General features: G+C 68.1%; 21 protein-coding genes and 2 pseudogenes. 8 read left to right on the top strand and 15 right to left on the bottom strand.

Annotated elements, in window-relative coordinates; genetic code table 11:
- From AC0B9F_RS24645 to AC0B9F_RS24630, 4 genes and pseudogenes are all read right to left on the bottom strand, one after another.
- Window positions 1-251 (bottom strand): annotated as a pseudogene (locus AC0B9F_RS24645) (RNA polymerase sigma factor SigF); the annotation flags it as partial.
- A 99-nt stretch (window positions 252-350) separates the two neighbouring features.
- Window positions 351-2,114, bottom strand: coding sequence for a thiamine pyrophosphate-dependent enzyme (locus AC0B9F_RS24640; RefSeq protein ID WP_472006103.1), 1,764 nt, complete (start codon window positions 2,112-2,114; stop codon window positions 351-353).
- A gap of 14 nt (window positions 2,115-2,128) precedes the next feature.
- Window positions 2,129-3,712, bottom strand: coding sequence for an FMN-binding glutamate synthase family protein (locus tag AC0B9F_RS24635; protein ID WP_472006101.1), 1,584 nt, complete (start codon window positions 3,710-3,712; stop codon window positions 2,129-2,131).
- A gap of 284 nt (window positions 3,713-3,996) precedes the next feature.
- Window positions 3,997-4,284 (bottom strand): DUF4190 domain-containing protein, encoded by a 288-nt coding sequence (locus AC0B9F_RS24630; protein ID WP_472006099.1) that lies wholly within the window; start codon window positions 4,282-4,284, stop codon window positions 3,997-3,999.
- Between the two features lie 220 nt (window positions 4,285-4,504).
- Between AC0B9F_RS24630 and AC0B9F_RS24625 the strand changes: the two genes are divergently transcribed.
- The 3 genes from AC0B9F_RS24625 (at window position 4,505) to AC0B9F_RS24615 (ending at window position 6,160) form a co-directional block, all read left to right on the top strand.
- Window positions 4,505-4,852 carry a PRC-barrel domain containing protein gene (locus AC0B9F_RS24625; RefSeq protein WP_472006097.1) on the top strand — a complete coding sequence of 116 codons (348 nt, stop codon included), beginning with the start codon at window positions 4,505-4,507 and terminating at the stop codon, window positions 4,850-4,852.
- Between the two features lie 202 nt (window positions 4,853-5,054).
- Window positions 5,055-5,615, top strand: coding sequence for a hypothetical protein (locus AC0B9F_RS24620; RefSeq protein WP_472006095.1), 561 nt, complete (start codon window positions 5,055-5,057; stop codon window positions 5,613-5,615).
- A 32-nt stretch (window positions 5,616-5,647) separates the two neighbouring features.
- Window positions 5,648-6,160 carry a hypothetical protein gene (locus AC0B9F_RS24615; protein ID WP_472006093.1) on the top strand — a complete coding sequence of 171 codons (513 nt, stop codon included), beginning with the start codon at window positions 5,648-5,650 and terminating at the stop codon, window positions 6,158-6,160.
- A 55-nt stretch (window positions 6,161-6,215) separates the two neighbouring features.
- On the opposite strand, the gene AC0B9F_RS24610 is transcribed toward AC0B9F_RS24615, so the two are convergent.
- On the bottom strand, window positions 6,216-6,629 hold the full coding sequence (locus AC0B9F_RS24610) for an ATP-binding protein (RefSeq protein WP_472006091.1): 414 nt from the start codon (window positions 6,627-6,629) through the stop codon (window positions 6,216-6,218).
- 557 nt (window positions 6,630-7,186) lie between these two features.
- On the opposite strand from AC0B9F_RS24610, the pseudogene AC0B9F_RS24605 reads away from it, so the two are divergent.
- Together AC0B9F_RS24605 and AC0B9F_RS24600 are read left to right on the top strand one after the other, a co-directional pair.
- Window positions 7,187-8,119: pseudogene (locus AC0B9F_RS24605) on the top strand (RHS repeat-associated core domain-containing protein); the annotation flags it as partial.
- 765 nt (window positions 8,120-8,884) lie between these two features.
- The gene (locus tag AC0B9F_RS24600) at window positions 8,885-9,124 is read left to right on the top strand and encodes a hypothetical protein (protein ID WP_472006089.1); all 240 of its coding nucleotides are present in this window, start codon (window positions 8,885-8,887) and stop codon (window positions 9,122-9,124) included.
- Between the two features lie 127 nt (window positions 9,125-9,251).
- Here AC0B9F_RS24600 and AC0B9F_RS24595 read toward each other — a convergent pair whose 3' ends face one another.
- From AC0B9F_RS24595 to AC0B9F_RS24585, 3 genes are all read right to left on the bottom strand, one after another.
- Window positions 9,252-10,460: a phospholipase D-like domain-containing protein gene (locus AC0B9F_RS24595; protein ID WP_472006087.1), complete on the bottom strand. Its 1,209-nt coding sequence runs from the start codon at window positions 10,458-10,460 to the stop codon at window positions 9,252-9,254.
- Window positions 10,461-10,833: 373 nt separating this feature from the next.
- Window positions 10,834-11,013 (bottom strand): hypothetical protein, encoded by a 180-nt coding sequence (locus tag AC0B9F_RS24590; protein WP_472006085.1) that lies wholly within the window; start codon window positions 11,011-11,013, stop codon window positions 10,834-10,836.
- A 187-nt stretch (window positions 11,014-11,200) separates the two neighbouring features.
- Window positions 11,201-11,584, bottom strand: a complete 384-nt coding sequence (locus AC0B9F_RS24585) for a hypothetical protein (RefSeq protein ID WP_472006083.1) — start codon at window positions 11,582-11,584, stop codon at window positions 11,201-11,203.
- 262 nt (window positions 11,585-11,846) lie between these two features.
- Here AC0B9F_RS24585 and AC0B9F_RS24580 point away from each other — a divergent pair, with 262 nt between their 5' ends.
- Genes AC0B9F_RS24580 through AC0B9F_RS24570 form a run of 3 tightly spaced genes read left to right on the top strand, consistent with a single transcriptional unit; the run spans window position 11,847 to window position 15,314 of the window.
- The gene (locus tag AC0B9F_RS24580; RefSeq protein ID WP_472006082.1) at window positions 11,847-13,592 is read left to right on the top strand and encodes a bifunctional phosphatase PAP2/diacylglycerol kinase family protein; all 1,746 of its coding nucleotides are present in this window, start codon (window positions 11,847-11,849) and stop codon (window positions 13,590-13,592) included.
- The gene (locus tag AC0B9F_RS24575) at window positions 13,593-14,546 is read left to right on the top strand and encodes a YihY/virulence factor BrkB family protein (RefSeq protein WP_472006080.1); all 954 of its coding nucleotides are present in this window, start codon (window positions 13,593-13,595) and stop codon (window positions 14,544-14,546) included.
- Window positions 14,547-15,314, top strand: a complete 768-nt coding sequence (locus tag AC0B9F_RS24570; protein ID WP_472006078.1) for a phosphatase PAP2 family protein — start codon at window positions 14,547-14,549, stop codon at window positions 15,312-15,314. It abuts the gene before it with no gap.
- A gap of 111 nt (window positions 15,315-15,425) precedes the next feature.
- On the opposite strand, the gene AC0B9F_RS24565 is transcribed toward AC0B9F_RS24570, so the two are convergent.
- The 7 genes from AC0B9F_RS24565 to AC0B9F_RS24535 all read right to left on the bottom strand — a co-directional run bounded on the left by AC0B9F_RS24565 (window position 15,426) and on the right by AC0B9F_RS24535 (window position 23,148).
- Window positions 15,426-15,719, bottom strand: coding sequence for a hypothetical protein (locus tag AC0B9F_RS24565; protein ID WP_472006076.1), 294 nt, complete (start codon window positions 15,717-15,719; stop codon window positions 15,426-15,428).
- Window positions 15,720-16,055: 336 nt separating this feature from the next.
- Window positions 16,056-16,907, bottom strand: coding sequence for an SDR family oxidoreductase (locus AC0B9F_RS24560; protein WP_472006074.1), 852 nt, complete (start codon window positions 16,905-16,907; stop codon window positions 16,056-16,058).
- Window positions 16,904-18,136 carry an acyl-CoA dehydrogenase family protein gene (locus AC0B9F_RS24555; RefSeq protein ID WP_472006072.1) on the bottom strand — a complete coding sequence of 411 codons (1,233 nt, stop codon included), beginning with the start codon at window positions 18,134-18,136 and terminating at the stop codon, window positions 16,904-16,906. Before AC0B9F_RS24555 ends, AC0B9F_RS24560 begins: the two co-directional genes overlap by 4 nt.
- Before the next feature lie 191 nt (window positions 18,137-18,327).
- On the bottom strand, window positions 18,328-19,875 hold the full coding sequence (locus AC0B9F_RS24550) for a long-chain-fatty-acid--CoA ligase (protein WP_472006070.1): 1,548 nt from the start codon (window positions 19,873-19,875) through the stop codon (window positions 18,328-18,330).
- 122 nt (window positions 19,876-19,997) lie between these two features.
- Complete coding sequence (locus AC0B9F_RS24545; RefSeq protein ID WP_472006068.1) at window positions 19,998-20,384, bottom strand: hotdog domain-containing protein; 387 nt, start codon at window positions 20,382-20,384, stop codon at window positions 19,998-20,000.
- Window positions 20,381-22,042, bottom strand: a complete 1,662-nt coding sequence (locus tag AC0B9F_RS24540; RefSeq protein ID WP_472006066.1) for a flavin-containing monooxygenase — start codon at window positions 22,040-22,042, stop codon at window positions 20,381-20,383. The genes AC0B9F_RS24545 and AC0B9F_RS24540 overlap by 4 nt, the downstream gene beginning before the upstream one ends.
- A 119-nt stretch (window positions 22,043-22,161) precedes the next feature.
- Window positions 22,162-23,148: an alpha/beta hydrolase gene (locus AC0B9F_RS24535; RefSeq protein WP_472006064.1), complete on the bottom strand. Its 987-nt coding sequence runs from the start codon at window positions 23,146-23,148 to the stop codon at window positions 22,162-22,164.
- Window positions 23,149-23,216: the final 68 nt, after the last annotated feature.

Genomic DNA, 23,216 nt, shown 5'->3' with positions numbered 1-23,216 from the left:
ACGATGTCCTCCATCTCCTCCGGCCCCCGGCTGCGGAACCGGGCGGCCGCGAAACGGACCAGGGACATGTTCATCTCGATCAGCGTGTTGCGCGCGTACTGGAACTCGGGCGTGCCCTCCTCCAGCACCGCCAACTCGTCGAAGAACAGCTTCGACAGCTGACGCGCGTCCTTCGGCGCGACCTTGGAGGGGTCCGCGATCTCCGGAACGCCCACCGTCTGCACCGCGGCCCGTGTGGTCGCCGTCGTCATAGTGCGCCCCTCCCCGTTCGATCAGCCCAGCCCGCGCCGGTCCGTCGTCCGGCAAGCTCGCGCATACCCCCGATGAGGGCCGCCATGCCCCGAACCTTCTCAGTCTCCGCTCGGCTCTCCGTGACTCCGTACCACTTCCTTCACCTTGGCCACCGCGAACCCCCAGCCCTGCTCGACGGTCGGCTTGGCCGGGACCGCGATCTCATCCGGGTTGGTGAGGACGTCCAGCAATACCGGACCGGGCGTGCGGAAGGCGCGTCGCACAGCGTCCTCCACATCGGACGGATCTGTCACACGGATGCCGGTGATGCCCATGGCCTCGGCCACGGCGGCGAAGTCGGGGTTGTCGAGCACTGTGCCGAACTCGGGCAGACCGGCCTGCTCCTGTTCGAGCTTCACCATGCCCAGCCGGCGGTTGTCGAAGACGACGAGCTTGACGGGGAGGCGGTACGTCTTCAAGGTCATGAGGTCGCCGAGGAGCATGCTCAGCCCACCGTCGCCGCAGAAGGCCACGACCTGGCGGTCGCGGTCCAGGCACTGCGCACCCAGCGCCTGGGGCATGGCGTTGGCCATCGAGCCGAGGTTGTAGGACCCGATGAGGCGTCGCTCTTCACGCATCTCGACGAAGCGGGAGAGCCACACCGTGGCCATTCCCGTGTCGGAGGTGAAGACGGCGTCGTCGGCCGCGACACGGTCGACGGCCGCAGCCAGCACCTCCGGGCGGATGCCGTGGGAACGGTTGTCCAGCGCGGATCGGATACGGCCCACCAGGCCCTTGTCGTGCGACGGGTCGGTGAGCCGGGCTTGACCGGTGCGCCACTGGTCGAAGTGTTCGCGGGCCTTCTCGAGGTGGGAGCGGTCGCGTGCGCCTTCGGACCCAGCAGGCGCCGCGGCGAGATGCTCCATCAGGTCGCGCACGGTTGCGCCGGCGTCCCCCACGAGCCCCACGTCGACCGGCACCCGGCGACCTATGTGGGTGGCGTCGGTGTCCACCTGGATCACGGTGCGGCCCTCGGGATACCAGTCCCGGTAGGGGAAGTCGGTGCCGAGCAGCAGGAGGGTGTCCGCGTCCTGGAGAGCCGCCGCTGCCGCGGGGTTGCCGATCAGCCCCGTCTGGCCGACCTGGAAGGGGTTGGTGTCGCCCTCGAAGCCCGCCTTGGCCTTCAGCGTGAGGACCATCGGTGCGGCCAGGCGGTCGGCGAGCGTGAGGACGTCCGCGCGCGCGGCGCGGGCCCCCTCACCGACGAGCAGGGTGACGCGTTCGGAGTGGTCGAGGAGTTCGGCGGCGCGGCGGACGGCGGACTCCTCCGGGCGGCTCACCGGTGCGTTCAGGGAGAACCGGTCAGGCCGGTCGGCGGTCAGTTCCCGCTCGCCCAGGTCACCCGGCACGGTGAGGACGGCCACTCCCTTGCGGCCCAGTGCGTGGCGCACCGCCGTCTCGAGCATCTGCGGCAGCTGGTCGGGTGAGGTGACGGTCGCGCGGAAGACCGCCACGTCGCTGAAGAGGGCGTCGTTGTCGACCTCCTGGAAGTAGTCGCTGCCGAGTTCGGCGAGGGGCACCTGACCGGCGATGGCGAGGACCGGGGCATGGCTCTTGGCGGCGTCGTAGAGTCCGTTGAGGAGGTGGACGGAGCCGGGTCCGACCGTGCCCATGCACACGCCGAGGGTGCCGGTGAGCTGCGACTGGGCGCTCGCTGCGAAAGCGGCGGCCTCCTCGTGCCGGCAGCCCACCCATTCCAGGTCGTCGGTGGTGCGGATGGCGTCGGTGAGGGGATTGAGCGCGTCTCCCACGACGCCGAACACCTGGCGCACGCCGAGCTCGCTCAGGGCGTCGACGATGACGCGGGCAACAGTACGGGACACGTGAGTCCTCCAGGTCATACGGTGAAGCGGTCGGGGTCGGCGGTCTTCCAGTCGGTCGCCCAGGAGGCCGGCGGCTCTGCGAGCAACCGCCCTGGTTCGAGCCACTCGTACAGGTCCTCGTAGGAGCGCTCGGTGAGAGGGTCGACGCGCCGGCGGAGCATGTGCGGGCGCAGTTCCGCGGGATCCGTCACGCCCATGGACGCCATGATCTGCAGTGCGCTGGCCACGGTCGCCTCCTGGAAGCGCTGGACGCGCGCCGTCTTGTCACGCACGTCCAGAGCGCGGGCACGGCGGGGGTCCTGGGTGGTGACGCCGGTGGGGCAGGTGTTCGTATGGCACCTCTGCGCCTGGATACAGCCGACGGCGAACATCATCGCCCTGGCCGCGTTGCCGTAGTCGGCGCCCTGCACCATGCGTTTGACCAGGTCGGTGCCGGTGGCGATCTTTCCGCTCGCCCCGATCCTGATCCGGTCGCGCAGGCCCGCGCCCACCAGGGCGTTGTGCACGGTGAGCAGGCCTTCGGTGAGCGGGGTGCCCACGTGGTCCGCGAACTCCAGTGGCGCGGCGCCGGTCCCTCCCTCGGCGCCGTCCACCACGATGAAGTCGGGCGTCGTGCCCTCCTCCAGCATGGCCTTGCACACGGCCAGGAACTGGCGGCGCGAGCCCACGCACAGCTTGAACCCCGTGGGCTTACCCCCCGACAGCTCGCGCATGCGCGCGATGAACTGCACGAGTTCGCGCGGTGTGGAGAACACCCGGTGATACGGCGGCGACACGATCGTCCGTCCTTCGGGCACGTCGCGGACCCGGGCGATCTCGGCGTTCACCTTGGCTCCGGGCAGGACACCGCCGATGCCGGGCTTGGCCCCCTGCGACAGCTTCAGGGACACGCACTTGACATGGTCGTGCGCCGCCTTGTCGGCGAACTCGGCGGGGTCGAAGTCACCTTCCTCGGTACGGCAGCCGAAGTACCCGGTGCCGATCTCCCATATGAGGTCGCCGCCAGGACGAAGGTGATACTCGGACAGCCCGCCCTCACCGGTGTCCTGAGCGAAACCCCCCGCCGCGGCTCCCCCGTTCAGCGCGAGGACCGCGTTGGCGGACAACGAGCCGAAGCTCATCGCCGAGACGTTCAGCAGAGCCATGTCGTACGGACGGCTGCAGTGCGGACCGCCGATCCGCACGCGTGGCGGGTTCTCCGGCACCGGGCACGGCGCCATCGACGGGACCAGGAACTCGTACCCGGGCTGGTACACGTCCCGCTCGGTGCCGAACGGCTCCTCCGCGTCGGTGCCCTTGGCGCGCTCGTAGACGATGCTGCGCACATCCCGGTCGAACGGGCGCCCGTCGTAGTTCCGCTCGATGAAGTACTGCTGCAACTCGGGGCGTATGCGCTCCATGAGGTAGCGGGCGTGGCCGAGGACGGGATAGTTGCGCAGCACCGAGTGGCGACGCTGCACAAGGTCCCAGGCACCCAGTACGCCCACGAAGGCGAGCGGAAGGGCCGCGAACCACCAAGAGGGTGCGATCCCGATCGCGGCGGCCGAGGCCACGAGAGCGGTCACCAGGGTCAGGACGACGATTCCAACGCGTATCACATCCCGCGCATTGCCCGGTTCCCGCTCATCATGCGCGGCGGCAGCGGGGCAGCGGAGTGTTGAGAGCTACACCATCGTCGGGACCGCCACATATGCCGGAAACGAGCCAGTCAGTCCTGGTTGGACGGGCTTCAAGAGGTTTACCTAGCTGGACACGTGGCATATGAGTAAGTGCGTGAGAGTTGCGGTTCAGAAATTGAGCTGCGGCGTTCGCCTCCCTTTGGAAGGCGGCGGAGCTGTGTGGCGAAGCAAGACAGACACAGCTCCGCCGCCCTTCTTGCATGTCAGCTGCCCAGATACGAGGCGAAGTCGCCGTGGGCTGCCGCCACTGTCAGCAGCACGACGAAAGACAGCAGATCCACGGCCCCGAGGAACACACCGGCCTTTGCCAAGCCGAGGCCGCCGTCGGCCGACCGCTGCCGCAAGGCCAGCATGCCGAAAACAAGGGCAAGCGGCCCGAAGGCGACACTCAGAGCGAGGACGCCGGCGATGCCGCACACCAGGCTCGCGATGGCGAGACCATTGGTCCGCGCCCCGGAGGACACTGTCGGCGCACTGTAGTGACTCGTCATCAAGAACTCCTGACTGGGCCATGCGGGACGGACTCACGTCCCCGATTGGTCGGGCGACCGGGACGCGCTTGGAACGCACCGATGCCCCGCCCTCTGCCAAACATGCAACGACGAGGCATCGTGGGGATGTTGACGCCAAGTAGGGGTATCCGGAGCTCGAGCAAGGTACGAGACACCACTTCAACGACTGCCATCCGGCGGCTTCCCTGGGAGTCCTTTCATGACCGAGAGCATCTGGAATCACCTTCAGTCGTCGGGTTACGACCCGAGCGTGGCACTGGTCGGCTACAAGGTCGAAGCCGCCGATGGCGGGATCGGAAAGGTCGACAGGCATTCCGGCGAGGTGGACTCCTCCTACATCGTCGTCGACACCGGGCCTTGGATCTTCGGGAAGCGCGTCCTGCTTCCCGCGGGCGTGATTCAGCGCGTGGACCCCGAGACGGAGATCGTGTACGTCTCGCGCACCAAGGACGAGATCAAGAACGGTCCGGAATTCGAGCAGGAACGACTCGACGAACTCGCCTATCGCGAGCGGTACAGCGTCTACTACGGAGGCTTCTTCGGCTGAAGCACTCGAGGCGCCGACGGCATCGCAATGTGTGCAATATGTAATGGATCGATAGCACACAGTCATCATTGCTCGACGAAGGCGGCCCGAGGACACCCCTACGACGGGTGATCGCTGACAGCCGAGCAACAGAAAGGCGTAAAACGTACAAACTTGGGCAGTCGGGGACTGCACATCACTACTCCCCGGGGAGCGTGAACCCATGTCGACGGGAACGCTTCTGGCGATCATCATCCCGATCGTGGTGGTCGTCGCTTTGGCTGCTGTGGCGGCCACGATGCTGATGCGGCGCCGTCACCTCCGTGAGCGTTTCGGCCCGGAGTACGAACGGACAGTCGAGGGAGCCGACAACCGGCTCGCTGCCGAGCGTGAGCTCCGCGAACGCGAAAGGCGACACGACTCGCTGGAGATCAAACCGCTGCCCCCGGTCTCCAGGGACCGCTATACGCGGGAGTGGACCAGCGTCCAGGCAGAGTTCGTCGACCGGCCGGAGGACGCAGTGCATGACGCGGACCGACTGGTGACTTCCCTCATGCACGAACGCGGGTACCCCACCGAAAGGTTCGAGCAGCAGCTGAAGGACCTCTCGGTGGAACACGGCGCCACGCTGGAGCACTACCGGGCCGCACACGAGGTGGAGACACTCTCCACACGCAGGCAGGCAACGACCGAGCAGTTGCGCGGCGCCATGGTGCACTACCGCGCCCTGTTCGACGAACTGCTCTCCGACGGCGGCGGCCGGGCTCAGCCCTCCCGCTCCTGACTTTCGACTACGACGCCGCATGGAGGAACGCCATGCATCCCAACGAGGAACCGCACCGGACGACGCAGGGCCTGTCCACCGACGACATCGCCCAGCCGGCCGGCACAGGGGCAGAGGCGGAAGCAGCCTCGACCGGAGCCCCCGTCTACCCAGAGGAGAGCACCGCGGTGACGGGGGCTGAGCGACCGGGCGGCGGGCTCGCATCCGACGGAGCCGAAGCCGACGCCCCGGCCGGAACGCGTACGCCGGAGACCTCCGGCACCTCGGGCGATGAGCTTCCGCAGCTGTTGACGGACGACGAGGAGCGAGGCTTCCGCGACCGTTGGCAGGAGATCCAGAACCGGTTCGTGGACGACCCCCGCGAGGCCGTGCACCAGGCCGACGCCTTGGTCGCGGACGTCATGCAGACGCTCGCCTCCACCTTCGCGCAGCACAAGAAGGAGCTGGAGGCACAGTGGGGCCAGGGCGAAAAGGTGGACACGGAACAACTGCGCGGAGCGCTCCGCCGCTATCGCTCCTTCTTCAACCGGCTCCTCAGCACCTGATCAGCAATGCCGGGCACGGTCCGGCTGGGCGTGTTCCCGTAAGGGACAGCGCGAGTCATCGTGGGACCAGTGCACAGATGGCTTTGCCGTTGGGGACCAGCACCACAGTGACCTTCTGGGCCAGACGACGGACCATGGGCCAGCCGAATCCGCCCAACCGCCCACTGAAGTCCGGTGTCCGAGGTCGAGGTGGCTCGGGATCCGAGTCGAGAACGGTCACCTCGACCGCGTCCGGCCGCGCGTCGAGGCTCAGCACACAGGTCGTGCCACGGGCGTGCCGCACCGCGTTCGTCACAAGCTCCGTGACAACGAGATCCACGTCTTCGGCAACCCGATCGTCAATGGCAGGAACAAGCCCGCGAACGTACCGCCGGGAGGCCTGGCGTGCCTTCACCGCAGCGTCTGAGAGCTTGCGGAGCACCTGACGCCGGGGATCGCCGACACCATCTGTTCTACCGGGCTCGACCACGGTTCCTCCCCTGCAGGGCGACGCTTTTGCTGTCGTTCTTCTGTTTCCCGCGGCACGGCGATAGATGTTCTCCGGTGAGTGCACCACGAGTTTGATTTCCCGCCCGGCTGTACCGCCCCCTCGATCCTCGCGCTCCTTCCACGCGGGTTCATCCTTGTGTGGCCGGCAAAGAGAAGTGGCTGATTCCTGCGCGGATGTGCCGCAACTTCGCGGGAACCGAGCGGATCTTTGTGCAATTTCTGTGACAGCTTGTGGGCGCCCGGCGGCCACTGGGGCTACCGGGGTCTGTCTTCCTATGGGGGGAAGTCAATCCACACACGTGCCTTCGGCATGCCGTTCCGGCGTGCCCGCAAGAGATCAACCGCGGCACTCACGCTCGCCGCGCTCACATCGGCAGCCCTGGCCGCCTCCGTGCTGCCCGGTGCGAGTTCCGCTTCCGCCGACGACAAGCCGACGTCGGCCTGGGGCAAGGGCAGCCCGGACTTCACGATGCCGGCGGTGAAGGGGGGCCCAATCGTCCGGTGAAGTCGCAGCCGTCGCAGCTCCCGGCGGACGCCTACAACGACGCTCAGGAGCTGACCGCCAAGTCCAGCACCACGGGTGCCTGGTCCTATGACCAGATCGCCAACGAGACCGCCGGCGCCTCCACCGACGAGTACACCCGCACCGGGGAGTCGTACACCGACCACTCCCAGCTGGCGTCGATCACGGTGGGCGGCAAGACGTACGCGGGCCAGTACGGCTCCACCGATCAGAGCGAACGCATCAAGCTCGGTGACACCTACTTCCACAACGGCCCCCTCGGCCTGTCCACGAAGACAACCGCCGGCGCCGACATGGGCTTCAACCGCGAGCCCGGGGGCACGTTGAACTCCATGACGAACGGGGGCAAGACGTACTTCTACCTCACCGACGCCGTCGGCAGCGTGGTGGCGCTCGCCGACGAGGACGGCAACAAGGTCGACTACTACCCCTACAGCCCGCGCGGCGTGCGCATCCTGGCGCAGTCCTCCGAACCGGTCGCCCAGCCCTACCGCTTCGCCGGCAACTACCAGGACCCCACCGGCCTGTACCACCTTCAGGCCCGCTACTACGACGCCAACATCGGCCGCTTCACCCGAACCGACCCCTCCGGCGAAGAACACAGCCCCTACCTGAACGCCGAAGGCGACCCTGTCAACCGCATCGACCCCGCCGGGCTGCTGTCGCTCGACATCGGCGGTGGGGCCTGTTACTGGCTGTGCGCAGGCGCGGGGCTGTCCGTCAATGATGACGGCAGCGTCCATCCGTACCTATGGGCGGGAGTCGGGACGCCTGGCGCGAGCGTTGACGGAAGCCTGGCATCCGGGTCCGCTGATCAAGGATGGACCGGAGAGGTTTCCTGCGGTTTCGGGCCGGCGGAACTTTCCGTCGCCACGGATGGCTCGGAAGGGGTTGGCACGGGCGGCGACTCCGGAAAATGCTCGGGGACTGCCAAGTACACCTTCTGACCCACCTTCTGACCGAACGGAGAAGTCAGTGCAAGGCATTCTCCACCTGGCGAACAACCGGCCTGACGGCCCCTCCTGGTCGCCCTACTTGGCCATCGGGATGTTCACCCTGGCGGCGATCGTCATCGGCGTTTTGTACAGCAGGAGACGCCGACAAGGAAAGTGAGAGCGGGGAGGCGCCCATACGGGTTCCTCCCCCACCCGCCGAAGAGAAGAAGAGCCAGACGTTGCGCATTATTGTGGGCTTGCTCGTGGCACTGTCCGGAGTGGCGGAGACATCGCTGGCGGAGCGCCGGCAGGAAACCTGAGGAAGGGCCCACCCTGCCGGAAGGTGGCCGGAGGTAGATGGATATGACGCAGCACTCTGATCCTCATCGGCCGCCGCCGTGGGTGAGGGCGGGCAACCGATGGGGCCCGCGGCTCTATTGGCCAATGCTCTGCATCAACAGTGCCCTGCTGGTGTGGCGGATACTTGATGGGGACGATCTGAGCCGTATCTTGCTGGCTGCGGCGCTGGTCCTGTTCTGGTCCTTGCTACTGTCGGCCAACCGGGCCGCACGACGGAAACAGAGCAGGCCGCCACGGGAATCGGATTCATAGGCGCCTGATATGCCGAGTTTGGTACGTAGACCAGTCTTTGGCTTCCTCGTGGAGACCACGTTGACGTCCTGACCAAAACCATGCAAGTTGACGTGAAGCGGCTTGGTGAGTCCCCCCGCCCCCTGCCCCTGGGTAGGTGGCCGGCTGCGGCCCTAATCTGTACGGATGATCAACGACCCCGCAGCGCCGACGGGGATCTCACGACGTGAAGAGCGCCCCCGTACACGCAGCCCTCTGCGCAAGACAGTGAAGATCGCGCTCGTGGTCATGGCAGTGATCATCGCCGGTCTTCCGCCGGCCATGCTCGGTCTGTCCCGACTTCCCGCAGAGCGCGCCTACCAGCAGTGTGCGGAACAACCGGACGTCTCCAAGTGCCGCGATCCTCTGACTTCCTGGCTGCCGTAGCCTCCCGGCATCGCCGGCTCTGGGCCCGCCTCAGGCTCGTATGCGGGACATCCCGTTTCCGCGCAGGACAGCCACGGGTGCCCAACACCCCTGCTTTCGAAGGGCGGTTCACCAAACGACCCTCCGATCACAGGAAGTGTCGGATCGGGGTGACCGCAGCTTCCCTGACGCGCTGGAGTATGGCCCGGCGCTTCCATCGGGCGAGGTCGATGTCGTCGCTGCGCTGGAGGTCCGCGTCATAGTCGCGGTCGAGAACGGCGGTGAACTTCTCGTCCAGGACGGCGAGCATGACCTCTTCGTCGTGGTCCATGGACCGGCGGTTGAAGTTGGTCGATCCGATCAGGGCGGCGACCGAGTCCACAGTGATGATCTTGGCGTGCATCATGGTCGGCTGGTACTGACGGATGTGCACACCCGCTTCCAGCAGACGCGTGTAGTGATGCTGGCCGGCGAGCTGGCACGCGCGCTGGTCGGTATGGGGGCCGGGGAGAAGGATCTCCACGCGCACACCTCGTCCGGCGGTCTGACACAGCAGGTCGATGAAGTAGGTGTCGGGGGCGAAGTAGGCGGTGGCGAGGCGGAAGCGTTCCTCGGCCGAGGTGAGCATGACCCGGATAAGAGTCTGCATGTCCTGCCAGCCGATGCTGGCGGATCCCCGCACGACTTGAACGACCGATGAGCCTGTCTGTGGGTGCTCACGGAAGCGGTCACGGTCGTCGAAGAGTTCGTCGTGACACTCGGCCCAGTTCTGCGCGAACGCGGCCGCGATGCCGTCCACGGCGGGTCCGCACACCTGCACGTGAGTGTCGCGCCACTCCCCCGGGTTTCGGGCGTCGCCGCACCATTCCTCCGCGATGCCGACCCCGCCCGTGAACGCGGTGTGCTCGTCGACGACAAGAGCCTTGCGGTGACAGCGGTGGTTCTGCTTGAACGGCGACAGCCATACGGGCTTACGGAACCAGGCCACCTGCACACCTGCCGTGTCCATCATGTCCAGCAGCTGCTTCTCGATCTCCTTGGCGCCGAAGCCGTCCAGCAGCAGCCGGACCCGAACCCCCGCCCGGGCGCGGTCGGCGAGAGCGCAGGCGAAGTCCCGGGCGATCTGACCGCGCCAGTACACGAACGTCATCATGTCGATCGTGTACTGAGCCGAACCGATCGCTTCGAGCATGGCGGGGAAGATCTCATCACCATTGCGCAGGGGGACAAGGTCATTGCCTTCGGTCGCGGCCACCCCGATCAGCCGCTCCAGGCGGCGCCGCAGCCGTTGCTTGCGTGCTGATGCGTCGGGCGCCGTGTCAGAGCATGGGGCTGCCGGTATGCCGTCGAGGATCACGTCGTATCTCCCGTTCGCCCATGAGGACGGAATCGTTCCAGGCTGCTGCAGAAGCCCGAGGAGCAACATGCCCGGTGAGCACGGCGGTATGTCGACGGCTGGGGTGCGGCGTGGCCAAGACCATACGGCCCGTTCGCCGGGTCCGTCCGGGGCGCCCCGGTGGGGCGCCGCCGGGCGGGCGTGGCTCGCTCCTGGGCGCGATGCCTGGTTCGGAAGCCGGACGAACGTCCGTCGGAGTGGGTGCGAGGCGCTCAGTGGGGTGGGGGCGCATCCTCGGCAGGAGCTGGTCCCGCGGAAACTCCGCAGCCGGCCGTCACCGCATGCGCTCGCGCGACACCTGTGTGGCCTGGCCCGTTGACGCCTGCCCCTACGGTCAGTGCCGCCTCAGCGCTCTACGAATGAGCAAGTACGCACCTGCTGCGATCAAGGCCATCCCCATGAGGATCAAGAGCATCCCGGCAGCAATCAAAAAGGCTCCGAGAGCGATCAAAATCATCCCGAGGATAAGCAAGATCGTCCCGATGACGAGAAGAAGGGTAGCGAGGACGATCACGGCGTTCTCCTGTCTCCACTCCCGACTGTGGACCCTCCTCACGGCCAGTGCAAACACTCCGCGAGACGGCCCCTCGGCGCCGGGGCACCGTCGCGCCCTGACCGCCACATCGGGAGGGGGGAAGCGTGGGAGAACCACACAAACGCCGGCACACGCGATGCGCCGCGCCGGTCCGCAGGCGGCGAGGTCACGTGAGATCGCGGCTTTGGGCCCTGCCGGCCACAAAGACCTGGTCATCACCGCACACCCACGCGAGAGCCGTGCGAACCCCGCGCACGAAGTCAAGGCTGCCGGGCTGGTCATCAGGGATTTCGAGCAGGACGGCAGCCGCGTCCAACTCGGACGTCAGCCGTGGCAGATCAAGGGCGCCACGGCCGCCTCGGCCGGTCACCGGGGGATTCTCGATACGCCCGAGCGCCCACTCGTACGCCGCAGTCGCCCCGATGAAGAACTGCGAGGAGCGCTCCGCGCCGTTGACCGCCAGTTCGTGAAGTGCACGTTCGACTTCGGCGAACGGCCGCGCGCCCACCCTCGTGACACCGCTTGTGTTCATGTCCTCAGGCAAAGTCATGTCCTCGGCATTCCCCCTTCGCTGGTCTCTGGGCTCCGCCCTTCGGGTGGGCTCTTCCGGATGCGGCGACGCGCAGGGCTCACGCCCGCCGATGTGAGCGGCTCACCAGGTTGCAGTCCAGCAGGGCCACTCTGTGCCTCCTGACGCGGAGGGAGACGGACGTGACCCGTCTGCTTGCGATCTGAGCGGGCATACGGCGGTGAACCGGAGAGGACGATCTCCGGCCCGACATCGCCGCAGGACGTTGATCACGGGAGTACGGATGCCGACTGTTGTATCGGAGAGACCTGCCGAGTCACCCGGGGGCAGACCCGGGGAAGGCCCAGGTGCCGACGGGAGCAGTCGGTCCACGGTGCCACGCGGGATCGGCTGGTCCGCTCGGTGGATCAGTGCGCTGACCGTCTCTCAGGCAGCGTTGATGGTGGGCATCGGCCTGTTGATCACCGGCCCCGCCCACGGCCTGTGGCCCATGACGGTCGAGGACAACGTCAACGAAGCCCTGGAGCGGATGCGCACGGGCTCCCTCACCACCTTGTCCTCGATCGCCTCAGAGGCCGGCAACACCACGGCGGTCATCGCCCTCACCCTCCTGGCCTGTCTGGGTCTGGTCCTGATACCCACGTTGCCGATGTGGCGGCAGGCCGCCTTCCTCGCCCTCGCCGTATCTCTGCAGTCGCTCGTCTTCCTCGTCGTCACGATGGCGATCGACCGTCACCGCCCGGACGTGCACCGACTCGACGGCTCTCTGCCCACGTCCAGCTACACCTCCGGTCACACCGGCGCGGCCACGGCGATCTACGGCGGCCTGGCGGTGCTGGCGCTGTCCCGGCTGCGGGGCCCGTGGCGGAAAATCGTCGCCGGCCTGCTCTTCCTCATCCCCCTCCTCGTGGGAGCCGCCCGCCTCTACCGGGGCATGCACCACCCCACCGATGTCGTGGGCGGCCTGGTGAACGGCTGTCTGTCGCTGCTGATCGCAGGACGTGCCGTCCTCACGGACGGGTTCGTGACCTCACCCCCCGAGGCCACGCCCGCCGGTGAACGCTCCGAGTGGCTGTCCGGCCGCGTTGCCGTGATCTTCAATCCCACGACCACCGGCCAAACCGACCTCGACGCCCTGCACCGGGTCCTGGAACAACACGGCTGTGTCTCACCCGCGTTCATCGAGACCACCGCCCACGACCCGGGTGGGAGGCAGGCGGCCGACGCGGTCCGCGACGGTGCGACCCTCGTGGTCGTGTGCGGCGGCGACGGTACCGTCCGAGCAGCCGCCGACGCCCTGGCGGGCAGCGGCCTCCCACTTGCCCTGGTGCCGTGCGGCACCGGCAATCTCCTGGCGCGAAATCTCGGCCTGCCGCTCACGCCTGCGGACGCACTCGACGCGGCGCTGCGCGGTGCCGCCCACCGCGTCGACCTCGGCCGTATCCGGGGCGACGGCCTGGCCGCCACCCACTTCGCCGCCATGTCCGGCGCCGGTCTGGACGCCGCGATGATCCAGCGCGCCAACGGCAATGACCGGACCAAGTCCGTGCTGGGCTGGCCCGCCTATGCGGTCGCGCTCCTGCGGGTCCTTCGCACCCCTCGCATGGAGGTGAGCGTCCGCCTGGATGACGCGCCGGACCTGAGCCGTACGGCCCGCATGGTGCTCCTCGGCAACGTCGGCACCGTACAGAGCGGTATGACGTTGCTCCCGGACGCCCGTACCGACGACGGACGGCTCAACCTGCTGATTGCGGACCCGCGCGGGCTGAGCGGCTGGCTGCGCGCCGGGCGGGCGCTCCTGCGAGGCGGAACCGTGGATCCGTCGTCGGCCGCCGGCACCGCCTGCGACCAGAACGGCGGCTCGGACGGCGCGCCCGTGGAGTTCTTCACCTTCCGGCGTGCCGAGATCACCTTCGGCACCCCACAGCCCCGCGAACTGGACGGCGATCCGGTGACGCCGGGGCGCCGCCTGATCGTGGAAGTCAGGCCGGGCGCCCTGACCATGCTGCTCCCCGCGCGGGGGGAGTGAATGGGAACCGCCACGAAGGTTCCCGAGACGCGGGACATGAGCGGAGAGGAACTGTCCGCCGACGAGGCCTGGGCAGCACTGCGCCGTTACGGCGGCTGGTCGCTGCTGAGGGATGCCTTCATCCGCTTCCGTTACGCCGACGGGTTCAGCCACGCCCGCGCCCTGGCCCTGCAAACGGTGCTCGCCGTCGTCCCCCTGGCGATCGCCTTCGTCGGTCTGTCCACCACCCTGCACACCGAGGACATCGGGAAACTGGCCGAACTGACGATCCACCGGATCGCCCAGGGCCCGAGTGCCGATGTCGTCGACGACGCCCTCGGGCGCAGTCGGCGCAGAGCGGGCGGCGGCCCCGAGGTCGCCCTCTGGTTCGGCGCCGTTTTCTCACTGGTCAACGTCACCACCGCCATGTGCCAGATCGAGCGGGGCGCCAACCGGATCTACGGCAACGAACGGGACCGCCCCTTCCACCACAAGTACCTGCGCGGCCTGGTGATGTCCCTCAGCGCCGGCCTTCCGCTCGGCCTCGGGTTCGTCGTCATGGTCGCCGGCGACGACCTCGCCTCGGCGGCGGTGACGGTCTACCACCTCAACGGCAGCGCCCAGTACGCCTGGGACATCCTGCGCTGGCCCTTCGGCCTGCTGCTCGCTCTGATCTCCGCGAGCGTCGTCTTCCGCCGTTCACCCCGTCGCAAACAGCCCGGCTACACCTGGCTGGCCTTCGGGGCGGCCGTGTACCTGGTGCTGTGGATGACGCTGACCTGGCTGCTGAGTCTCTACCTCAACATCAGCGGATCCTTCGACTCCGTCTACGGCCCTCTGAGCGCCTTCATGTCGCTGCTGCTGTGGGCCTATCTCACCTCCATCGCCCTGTTTCTCGGGCTGTCCTTCGCCGCCCAGCTGGAAGCAGCGCGTGGTCGGCGTCCCGGTCCGATCCAAGCCGATCCGGGAGTCTGAATGGTCACACGGACCGCCCTACGACGCCTTGGCGAACGCCGCCGACGTGCCGACCGCAGATTCGGCGCACGGCTGCTCGTCTCGGCGGCCGTCGCCGCTGCAGCCGCGGTCCCCTTCGGACTGCTCCTGATTCTGATCGAGGGGCAGTGGTGGCCGCTGCGGCGCGTCGACATGAGCGCCGCACGACGCCTGCACGAGGTCGCGGTCCACCACCCGGCCTGGACCGGCGTCCTTCACGTGTTGTCCGACCGGGTCTGGGATCCCGTCACCCTCCGCACGGCCGTCGCGCTGCTGACCGCCTGGCTGCTCTGTCGCAGGGCGTGGCGCCTGGCGGCCTGGGCGGCCGTGACCGCCACGGCCGGCGGACTCATCGGCCTGCTGGTCAAAGTGGTGGTGGAGCGTGCCCGACCCGCCCTGCAGGACCCGGTGGCGCACGCACCGGGCTACTCCTTCCCCTCCGGCCACGCGATGACGGCCACCACGTCCTTCGCCGTCTTCATACTGGTGCTGCTGCCTCTGATCCCGAGGAGCCTGCGAAGCGCGTGCTGGTGTCTGGCCGTGTTCTCCGTGCTCGGCGTCGGCTTCACGAGGGTCGCCCTCGGCGTCCACTGGTTCAGCGACGTCCTGGGCGGCTGGCTCCTCGGCCTGGCCGTCGTCGCCGTCACCACCTGGTCCTTCGAGGTATGGCGCACCGAAGCCGGCCAGAACCACGCACCCGTGGGCGAGGGCCTGGAACCGGAACTCACCGAGGCCACCCGCGAACCGTGAGGCGCGGGGGCGTCCTGTGAGGACCCGCGTCGCTCCGTCACTTCGCGTCCGGGCCAGGGAAACCGTTGACCTCGGCACTTGGGTGAGCGCCCGACTGCGCGAGCCGAATGATCAAAAGGGAGCGGTGCCCTCGCCCAGGAAGGGAACGGACAGGCATTCCGCGTCCTCGTCGCAGCCCGGCTCCACGTGGAGGAGACGGATGTGACGCTCCTGGCCACAGGACAGGCGGAGTCGCACGCCCGCCTCCCCGCGCACATCGTCGACCAGTCCGGCTGGAACCCGATACAGGATTCCGCCCCACCTGCTCACCTCGCCGGCCAGCAGCAGACCGAGATCCACTTCTGCCGGCACCCGCCGGTCTCCCACGATCAGCGTGGCGTAATCGCAATAGAACGCCCGCGTCATGTCCCCAGCGTGCACCCACGAGGGCACACATGGCGAGGTCACCGTTTTTCGGCGAGCCCCAGGACCCGGACGGTCCCAGTACCCGCCCGACCAACCTACGGCGCCGGCTGGAACCGGTCGGCCGCGCGGGGGTTTCGGAAGCCGACAGGAAATACCCGGCCGCCTTCCGCTCAGCGGCCGTCAACGATAATGCGTTCTCGCAGGTCAGCGGCACACAGGACCTCTGACTCCCAGCAAAACGTCAGCATCAGTCGTGGAGGAGTCAGCGACATGGGTTCCGCTGCCCGGCGGGTTGTCACGCCCCCGGCTCCGTCGCCGCGCCCTTCCCAAGGGCGCTCATTGCGCGCGGTCGACAAAGATGTCGTACTCGAGTTCGCCTGTGCCGCCATAGGACGACAGGTCCGTGACGCCGAGGTCACTGAGCACCTCCACGTCCAGAAACGTGTTACCGGTGCACGCGCGGGACGGACGTTGGAGGATCGCCACGGCTGCATCCGCGACGATCTCGGGTGACCTGGACTTCTCCATGGCTGCGTCGCCGCCGAGGATGTTCTTCACCGCTGCTGTGGCGATGTAGGTCTCGGGCCACAGACAGTTGGCCGCCACGCCTTGGTCGGCGTACTCGGCGGCCCAGCCGAGGGTCAGCAGCGTCATGCCGTACTTCGCCATCGTGTAGGCCGGGTGGGCGCCGAGCCAGCGGGGCGACATGTTGAGCGGAGGGGAGAGCGACAGGATGTGCGGGTTGGTGCTCGTGCGCAGGTGCGGCAGGGCCTTGCTGGAGAGCAGGTAGGTGCCGCGCAGCTGGATCTGGGTCATCAGGTCGAACCGCTTCATCGGCAGTTCCTCGGTGCCGTCGACGGCCAGCGCCGAGGCGTTGTTGACCACGATGTCGATCCCACCGAATTGGTCGACCGCGCGAGTGACCGCGTTCTCCACGGATGTCTCGTCGCGTACGTCGCCGACGACGGCCAGCGCCTTGCCGCCCGCCTCCTCGATCTGTGCGGCAGCGGTGTGGACGGTGCCCGGGAGTCGGGGGTGCGGTTGGTCGGTTTTCGCGAGGAGGACGACGTTGGCGCCGCGGCGGGCGGCAGCCAGCGCTATCGCCAGGCCGATGCCGCGGCTGCCGCCCGACATGAGCATGGTCCGGCCGGCCAGGCACATGTCCCGGTCTCCTTGCCGAAGGCTCATTTCGTGATCTCCTTGCCGAAGATGTTGCGGGCAATGACCCACTTGAGGATCTCGTTCGTGCCCTCGTAGATCTCCCCGATCTTGCTGTCCCGGTAAAGGGCCTCGACCGGACCCGGGGTTCCGTCGGCACTGAGCTCCCTGGCGAAACCCAGTCCGCCGAACGCCTGGACGGCGTCGCGGGCCATGTCGACCGCCAGCCGGCTCCCGTAGTACTTGGCCATCGCCGCCTCCGGCTCCGGGAACGTCTCGCCCGCATCCCGGCGCAGGGCGGCCTTGAGATACAGCGAGCGCGCGTTCTCTATCTCCGTGGCGCGTTCTGCCATCAGGAACTGCCAGTGCTGGTTGGCGGCCACGGGCCGTCCGAAGGCGTGCCGCTTGCCCAGGTGCGCCACGGCGAGGTCGAACGCGGCCTGCGCCATCCCGACACCGGCAGCCGCGATGCCGATGCGTCCCAGGGTGAGCGTGGCCAGCGCATGACGCAGTCCGTGGCCCTCGACGCCGCCGAGCAGATTCTCATCGCTCAGCTCGACGTTCTCCAGCCAGACGTCGGCCGTGAGCTGGCCGCGGTTTCCCATCTTCAGGTCGGGCTCGCCCACGCGGACGCCCGGGAGTGAGGTGTCCACGATGAACATGGACAGCCTGTCGCCGGTCCGAGCGAGGGTGACGATGAACCCGGCGACCGGGGCGTTGGAGATCCACCGCTTGCGGCCATTGAGGACCCATCCCTCACGGGTACGCTCGGCCACTGTCTGCACGGCCTGTGGACTCAGGTCGGAGGAGGCGTCCGGTTCGGTGGTGGCGAAAGCACCGACGATCGAGCCTTCGGCCACAGGCCGCAGCCACCTCTGCCGCTGGGCGGCGGTGCCGTGCGTCAGGGCGTTCCCGGCCAGGATGCAGTGGACATCGAAGACAGCCGCGATGCTGCTCGAGTAGTAGGCGAGCTCCTCGATCGCGGCGGCGGTGGCCGTGATCGGGTGCGCCAGGCCTTCGCCGCCCACCTCGGCGGCGAAGGGCACGCGGAAGAGGCCGGCGGAGCCAAGAGAGGCGAACACATCCTGGGGAAAGCCGTCGACGCGCTCGTCGCCGTTGGCGATGCGGCCGGCGGCGGGTGCGACGATCTCGGCGGCGATCTTCCGGACCCGGTTGCGGACATCGAGGGTTTCGGCGGGGGAAAGAAGGTCGTGGTACAGACGGTCGGCCTGGCGGACCGGGGGTTGAGTGGGAGGCATGGTGTCCTTTCGATGCCGTGGAGGGCCGGTCGCCGATGGCGGAGGCGACGATTGGTGGGAGCGACCGTCGGCGCGTGCGGCCGGTAAAGGCGGTGAGCCGTCGGCCCGTGACGGCCGCGGTCTCTTCAGAAGGCAAGTGCGGTGAGGCAGCCGACCTCGACACGTACGTTGAGTTCGTGTGTTCGGCGGGCTCAGGCCAGCTCGCGCTTGAGGATCTTTCCGGTGGCCGTCATCGGCAGGCTCGGCACGAACTCGACGATGCGCGGGTACTTGTAGGAGGCCATCTGCTCCTTGCCCCAGGCGACGAGCTCGCCGGGGGTGAGAGAGGCGTCGGGCCGGAGGATGACGAAGGCCTTGATCTCCTCGCCGTGACTGTCGTGGGGTACGCCGACGACGGCGGCCAGGCTGACCGCAGGGTGGGTCATCAGGACTTCCTCGACCTCACGCGGGTAGACGTTGAAGCCGCCCCGGATGATGAGGTCCTTGGACCGGTCGACGATGTGATAGAAGCCGTCCTCGTCCTTGCGTGCCAGGTCGCCGGTGCGGAACCAGCCGTCGCGGATCACCTCGGACGTCGCGGCGGGACGGTTGTAATAGCCCTTCATCACGTTGTGCCCCTTGATCGCAATCTCTCCGACCTCGCCGACCTTGGTCACCTCGGTCCAGTCGGGTGCGATGAGCTTGAGCTCGACACCCCAGATCGGGGTGCCGATCGAGCCCGGTCGGGGCCGGAGCCTGCGGTCGCCGAACGTGGCCACCGGCGAGGTTTCGGAGAGTCCGTATCCCTCGATGACGGTGACGCCGAAGAGCTGCTTGACCTGGTGGAGAATCTCCACCGGCAGGGAGGCGCCGCCCGAGATGCCGATGCGGAGGTTGTCCGCGATGCGGCCTACGTCGATGTCGTCGGCGAGCGCGTTCAGCAGACCCCACCACATGGTCGGCACGCCGGCGAAGAAGGTGATGATCTCCCGGTTCATCAGTTCGAGCACCGCGTGGGCGTCGAACCGTGGGACCAGGTGCAGCGTTGCCGCCATCGAGAACCCGGCGTGCATCTGCACGGTGGCGCCGAAGGTGTGGAACAGCGGGAGGCAGACGACGTGACTGTCGGTCGCCGGCTCGCTCTGGAAAAGCCGGTTGTTGGCCACCACGTTCATCATCGTGTTGGCGTGGGACAGCTCGGCCCCCTTGGGCTGCCCGGTGGTGCCGGAGGTGTACAGGATGATCGCGGTATCGCCGGGCTCCGTCACGGCGGACTCGAAGACGGGGCTGATCCCGGCGACGGCCTGGCCCAGGGTCTCGGTGCCGGCGATCGGACTGGGGGCGGCCGGGTCGGCGGTGATCACGAAGAAGTGCTCGGCACCGTCCACCTGCTGGAAACCGACGTGGCCCTCCGCCGCCATCGCCAGCTCGGGCGTGCCCTCGAAGCAGAAGTACGCTTTCACGTCCGCGTCGGCCAGGTGGTAGGCGACCTCGCGCGACTTCAGCAGCACGTTGAGGGGTACGACGACCGCACCGGCCTTGAGGATCCCGTAATAGACGATCGGGAAGTACGGCAGGTTCGGGCAGCTCAGAGCCACCTTGTCGCCCGGCTGGATACCGCGCGCGACCAGGAGGTTCGCGACCTGGTTGGCCGCGGCGTCCACCTGTGCGTACGTGAGCCGAGTGGGCCCCAGGACCAACGCGTCGCGGTCGGGGAACGAGCGGGCGGAGTCCTCGAGCAGGACTGACAGGTTCAGCATGGGAGTTCTCTCGATGTCGGTGGGTGGTGGATCCATGAGGACTCGGCCCGGGGCGCATGCGCCCCCATGCGGATGGAGCGAGACAAAGAGCCGCCCTGGTCGAGGGCATGGCTGACGGGTCTCTAGAGCCGGGTGTTCGCCGTCCCGGTGTTGGCGGGGACCACACCTGTCCCCCGAGCACGGGTGGCGACGATGGGTTCGGCCAGCACCTCGGCCCGGCCGGTGTCGTCGATGGCACGGCAGATGACGCGCAGCTCGAAGTCGATGGTCCGGCTCCGGGTCCCCTTGGATGCAAGACGCGCTTCGACCTCGATGACGTCGCCGCCGCGGACCGGGGCCAGGAACTCGACCGACGAATACCCGGCAAACAGGCTTTCGTGGCCGTCGACGGCGATGGCCAGATGAGTCCCGGCGTCCCCGAACAGTTTCAGGCTGAACGCGCCGTCGACCAGGTTGCCCGCGTAGTGGGCATCGGAGTGGGCGACGTACCGCTGGTGGACGACCTTCACGCGATCTCCTCATCGATGCGGCCGATCCCGGGGGCAACCGCCTCTCCGTCGATCCTGACACCGGGGTAGCCGCGCTTGGCGATCTCGGTGCACATGCGGCGGTACTTGCCGACGCCACCGACGTAGCCGAGGAAGGTGGTCGGCTTGCCGGTCACGTTGGAACCGCGGTACCAGGAGTCGGTGGTCGCGTACAGCGTCTGGTTGACCGTGGCCTCGGTGATGGTCACCCAGTCGTCCTGGGCCTCGGGAGTGGCTTCGACGACGTCGCCACCCTCTTCCCTGGCATGGGCGATCAGGTCGGCGATCCAGTCGACCGCCTGCTCGATCGTCACGACGACGTTGCTCGCCAGCGCGGGGCTCTGCGGGCCGGCGATCATGAAGAAGTTGGGGAATCCGGCGGTCATGACGCCCAGGTACGTGCGCACGCCGTCGCGCCACGCGTCCTGGAGCGTGCCTGCCTCGGGCGTCGTCACGTTGAGCGCGTACAGCGGTCCGGTGAAGGCGTCGAAACCGATCGCGAGAACGATGGCGTCGACGTCGTAGGAGCCGCTCTCGGTGATGATGCTGCCGGAGGTCATGGTCGCGATCGGCTCGTCGCGCAGCGAGACGAGCGAGACGTTCGGACGATTGAATGTCTCGTAGAAGTCGGTTCCGAAGCAGCTGCGCTTGGCACCCAGCGGGTGGAACCGGGGTTCGAGCAGGGACGCGGTCCGCGGATCACGGACGATCTGACGGATCTTCTGACGCACGAACTCCGCTGCGGTCTCGTTGGCCTCCGGGTTGGTGAGCAGGTCGGCGAACTCCGCACCGACGCCGAGGAACCCGCTGCGCTCGTAGGCCCGCTCGTAGCGCTCCTGACGCTCTTCGTCGGAGACGTCGAAGGCGCAGTCGGTCACGGGGCGGTCCGGAATTCCGCCGGGGGACTGCCGGCACTCCTCGCGGATGGCGGGGTATTTGGCCTTGATCTCAGCGACGGTCTCCGCGGGCAGCGAGGTGTTGCGAGCGGGGAAGACGTAGTTGGGAGTCCGCTGGAACACGGTCAGGTGCTCGGCCACCTCGGCGATGAGCGGGATGCACTGTACGCCCGACGATCCTGTGCCGATGACGGCGACCCGTTTGCCGGCGAGGTCGTCGAGCGAGATCGTCCAGCGGCTCGTCGACACCGTCAGCCCGGTGAATTTCTCCAGGCCGGGCACGTCGAATTCCTTCGGTGTCGACAGTCCGCCCGAGCCGGCCAGGAGGTAGCGGCCACGGCGGGTGCCGCCGGAGTCGAGGGTCACCTCCCACAGGTGCTCGTCCGGAAGCCAGTTGGCCGCGACCACCTTGGAGTTGAACCGGAAGTGCCGGCGAAGGTCGAAGCGGTCGGCGACGTGGTTGATGTAGGTCAGGATCTCCGCCTGCGGGGCGAAGCGCTCGCTCCAGGTCCACTCCCGCTGGAGTTCCTCGCTGAACGAGTACGAGTAGTAGATGCTCTCGACGTCGCATCGGGCCCCGGGATACGTGTTCCAGTACCAGGTGCCGCCGACGTCGGGGGCGGTCTCGAACCCGGCGAACGTCCAGCCTTGCTCGGCCGCCTTGTAGGCGGCGTACAGGCCGGAGAACCCGGCGCCGACGCACAGGACGTCGACGACCGGGGCGGTGGAGGAGGTGTCAGTCATGGGCTCTGCCTTCTCGTGGTCCAGGGTGGCTGACGGACGGCACGGTGATAGTCATATGTCTAGGTCGAATGACCAAGAATGTAACTACCGACGGTGACCTCGTCAATGTCCGGCGGCCATCAGGAAGTCGATGCGGCGCGGGCGGCGGTGATGCCGCGCAGATGCCGCACCACGTCGTCGATCGCCGCGTCGGTCCGGGCGAAGACGCCGACCTCGGTGAAGAAGCCGTGGAACACCCCCGGGTGCCGAATGGCAGTAGTCGGTACGCCGTCGAGTCGCAGTCGTTCGGCGTACGCCTCGGCGTCGTCGCGCAGCGGGTCGACCTCGGCGGTGAGGACCAGGGCCGGCGGCAGTCCACGCAGGGACGCGGCCTTCATGGGCGCCGCGTACTGGTCGACGCCGCCCTGGCGGCCAGGGCCGATGTACTGCTCCCAGAGCCAGCGGGCATCGGCCGTGGTCAGCAGGGGCGCGTCGGCGAACCGGGTCCAGGACGGCGCGCAGAACCGGTCGTCGACCGCGGGATAGACGAGGACCTGCGACACGGGGAGCGGAAGTCCGTGGTCCCGGAGGTGGAGGCAGAGCGCGGCGGCGAGGTTGCCGCCCGCGGAGTCGCCGCCGACGGCGATCACACCCGGGTCGATGCCCCGAACCTGGGCTGACCCGCGCAGCCAGGCCAGCGTGTCCAGCGAGTCCTCGAGGGCCGCCGGGTACGGGTGCTCAGGGGCGAGCCGGTACTCCAAGGAGACCACTGCCCACCCGGACCGGGCGGCGATGGCGCGGCAGACCTCGTCCACTCCGTCGAGGGTTCCGAGTACGAATCCGCCGCCGTGCAGATACAGCAGCGTCGGCCGCACATCCTCGGCCGGCGAGCCGGGCGGGTGGTACAGGCGCGCCCGCAGTGGTCCGGAACGCGTCGGGACGATCACCGCTTCGACCCGGTCGAGGGGCGTCAGCGGACGGTCGGACGGCGTGCTCGCGAGCAGCTCGCGCGCCGCCCGGGCTCCGAGCTCGCGGACGGGAGTGGGCAGCGCCTCGGCGAGGGCCTGGGCGACGAGGAGCGCATCGGCGTCGAGGCGCTCCCAGCTCGGTGGAACGGACTTGGTCATGCGCGGGGGCCTTTCCGGCGAGGGACGAGGAGAGGTGTTGACACGTTGCTGTCCGTGCCCCACCATCC

The organism is Streptomyces sp. NPDC097129 (genome assembly GCF_055668065.1).
Note: the sequence above shows the minus strand (reverse complement) of the source record. Positions and strands in the feature narration are given on the sequence as shown.

What these genes read in the sequence shown, in the direction of transcription:
- AC0B9F_RS24550 (WP_472006070.1), bottom strand. Translation starts at nt 19,875, where the DNA reads ATGCTGAACCTGTCAGTCCTGCTCGAGGACTCCGCCCGCTCGTTCCCC.
- AC0B9F_RS24620 (WP_472006095.1), top strand. Translation starts at nt 5,055, where the DNA reads ATGTCGACGGGAACGCTTCTGGCGATCATCATCCCGATCGTGGTGGTC.
- AC0B9F_RS24575 (WP_472006080.1), top strand. Translation starts at nt 13,593, where the DNA reads ATGGGAACCGCCACGAAGGTTCCCGAGACGCGGGACATGAGCGGAGAG.
- AC0B9F_RS24625 (WP_472006097.1), top strand. Translation starts at nt 4,505, where the DNA reads ATGACCGAGAGCATCTGGAATCACCTTCAGTCGTCGGGTTACGACCCG.
- AC0B9F_RS24630 (WP_472006099.1), bottom strand. Translation starts at nt 4,284, where the DNA reads ATGACGAGTCACTACAGTGCGCCGACAGTGTCCTCCGGGGCGCGGACC.
- AC0B9F_RS24540 (WP_472006066.1), bottom strand. Translation starts at nt 22,042, where the DNA reads ATGACTGACACCTCCTCCACCGCCCCGGTCGTCGACGTCCTGTGCGTC.
- AC0B9F_RS24555 (WP_472006072.1), bottom strand. Translation starts at nt 18,136, where the DNA reads ATGCCTCCCACTCAACCCCCGGTCCGCCAGGCCGACCGTCTGTACCAC.
- AC0B9F_RS24570 (WP_472006078.1), top strand. Translation starts at nt 14,547, where the DNA reads ATGGTCACACGGACCGCCCTACGACGCCTTGGCGAACGCCGCCGACGT.
- AC0B9F_RS24580 (WP_472006082.1), top strand. Translation starts at nt 11,847, where the DNA reads ATGCCGACTGTTGTATCGGAGAGACCTGCCGAGTCACCCGGGGGCAGA.
- AC0B9F_RS24600 (WP_472006089.1), top strand. Translation starts at nt 8,885, where the DNA reads ATGATCAACGACCCCGCAGCGCCGACGGGGATCTCACGACGTGAAGAG.
- AC0B9F_RS24585 (WP_472006083.1), bottom strand. Translation starts at nt 11,584, where the DNA reads ATGACTTTGCCTGAGGACATGAACACAAGCGGTGTCACGAGGGTGGGC.
- AC0B9F_RS24565 (WP_472006076.1), bottom strand. Translation starts at nt 15,719, where the DNA reads ATGACGCGGGCGTTCTATTGCGATTACGCCACGCTGATCGTGGGAGAC.
- AC0B9F_RS24535 (WP_472006064.1), bottom strand. Translation starts at nt 23,148, where the DNA reads ATGACCAAGTCCGTTCCACCGAGCTGGGAGCGCCTCGACGCCGATGCG.
- AC0B9F_RS24615 (WP_472006093.1), top strand. Translation starts at nt 5,648, where the DNA reads ATGCATCCCAACGAGGAACCGCACCGGACGACGCAGGGCCTGTCCACC.
- AC0B9F_RS24560 (WP_472006074.1), bottom strand. Translation starts at nt 16,907, where the DNA reads ATGAGCCTTCGGCAAGGAGACCGGGACATGTGCCTGGCCGGCCGGACC.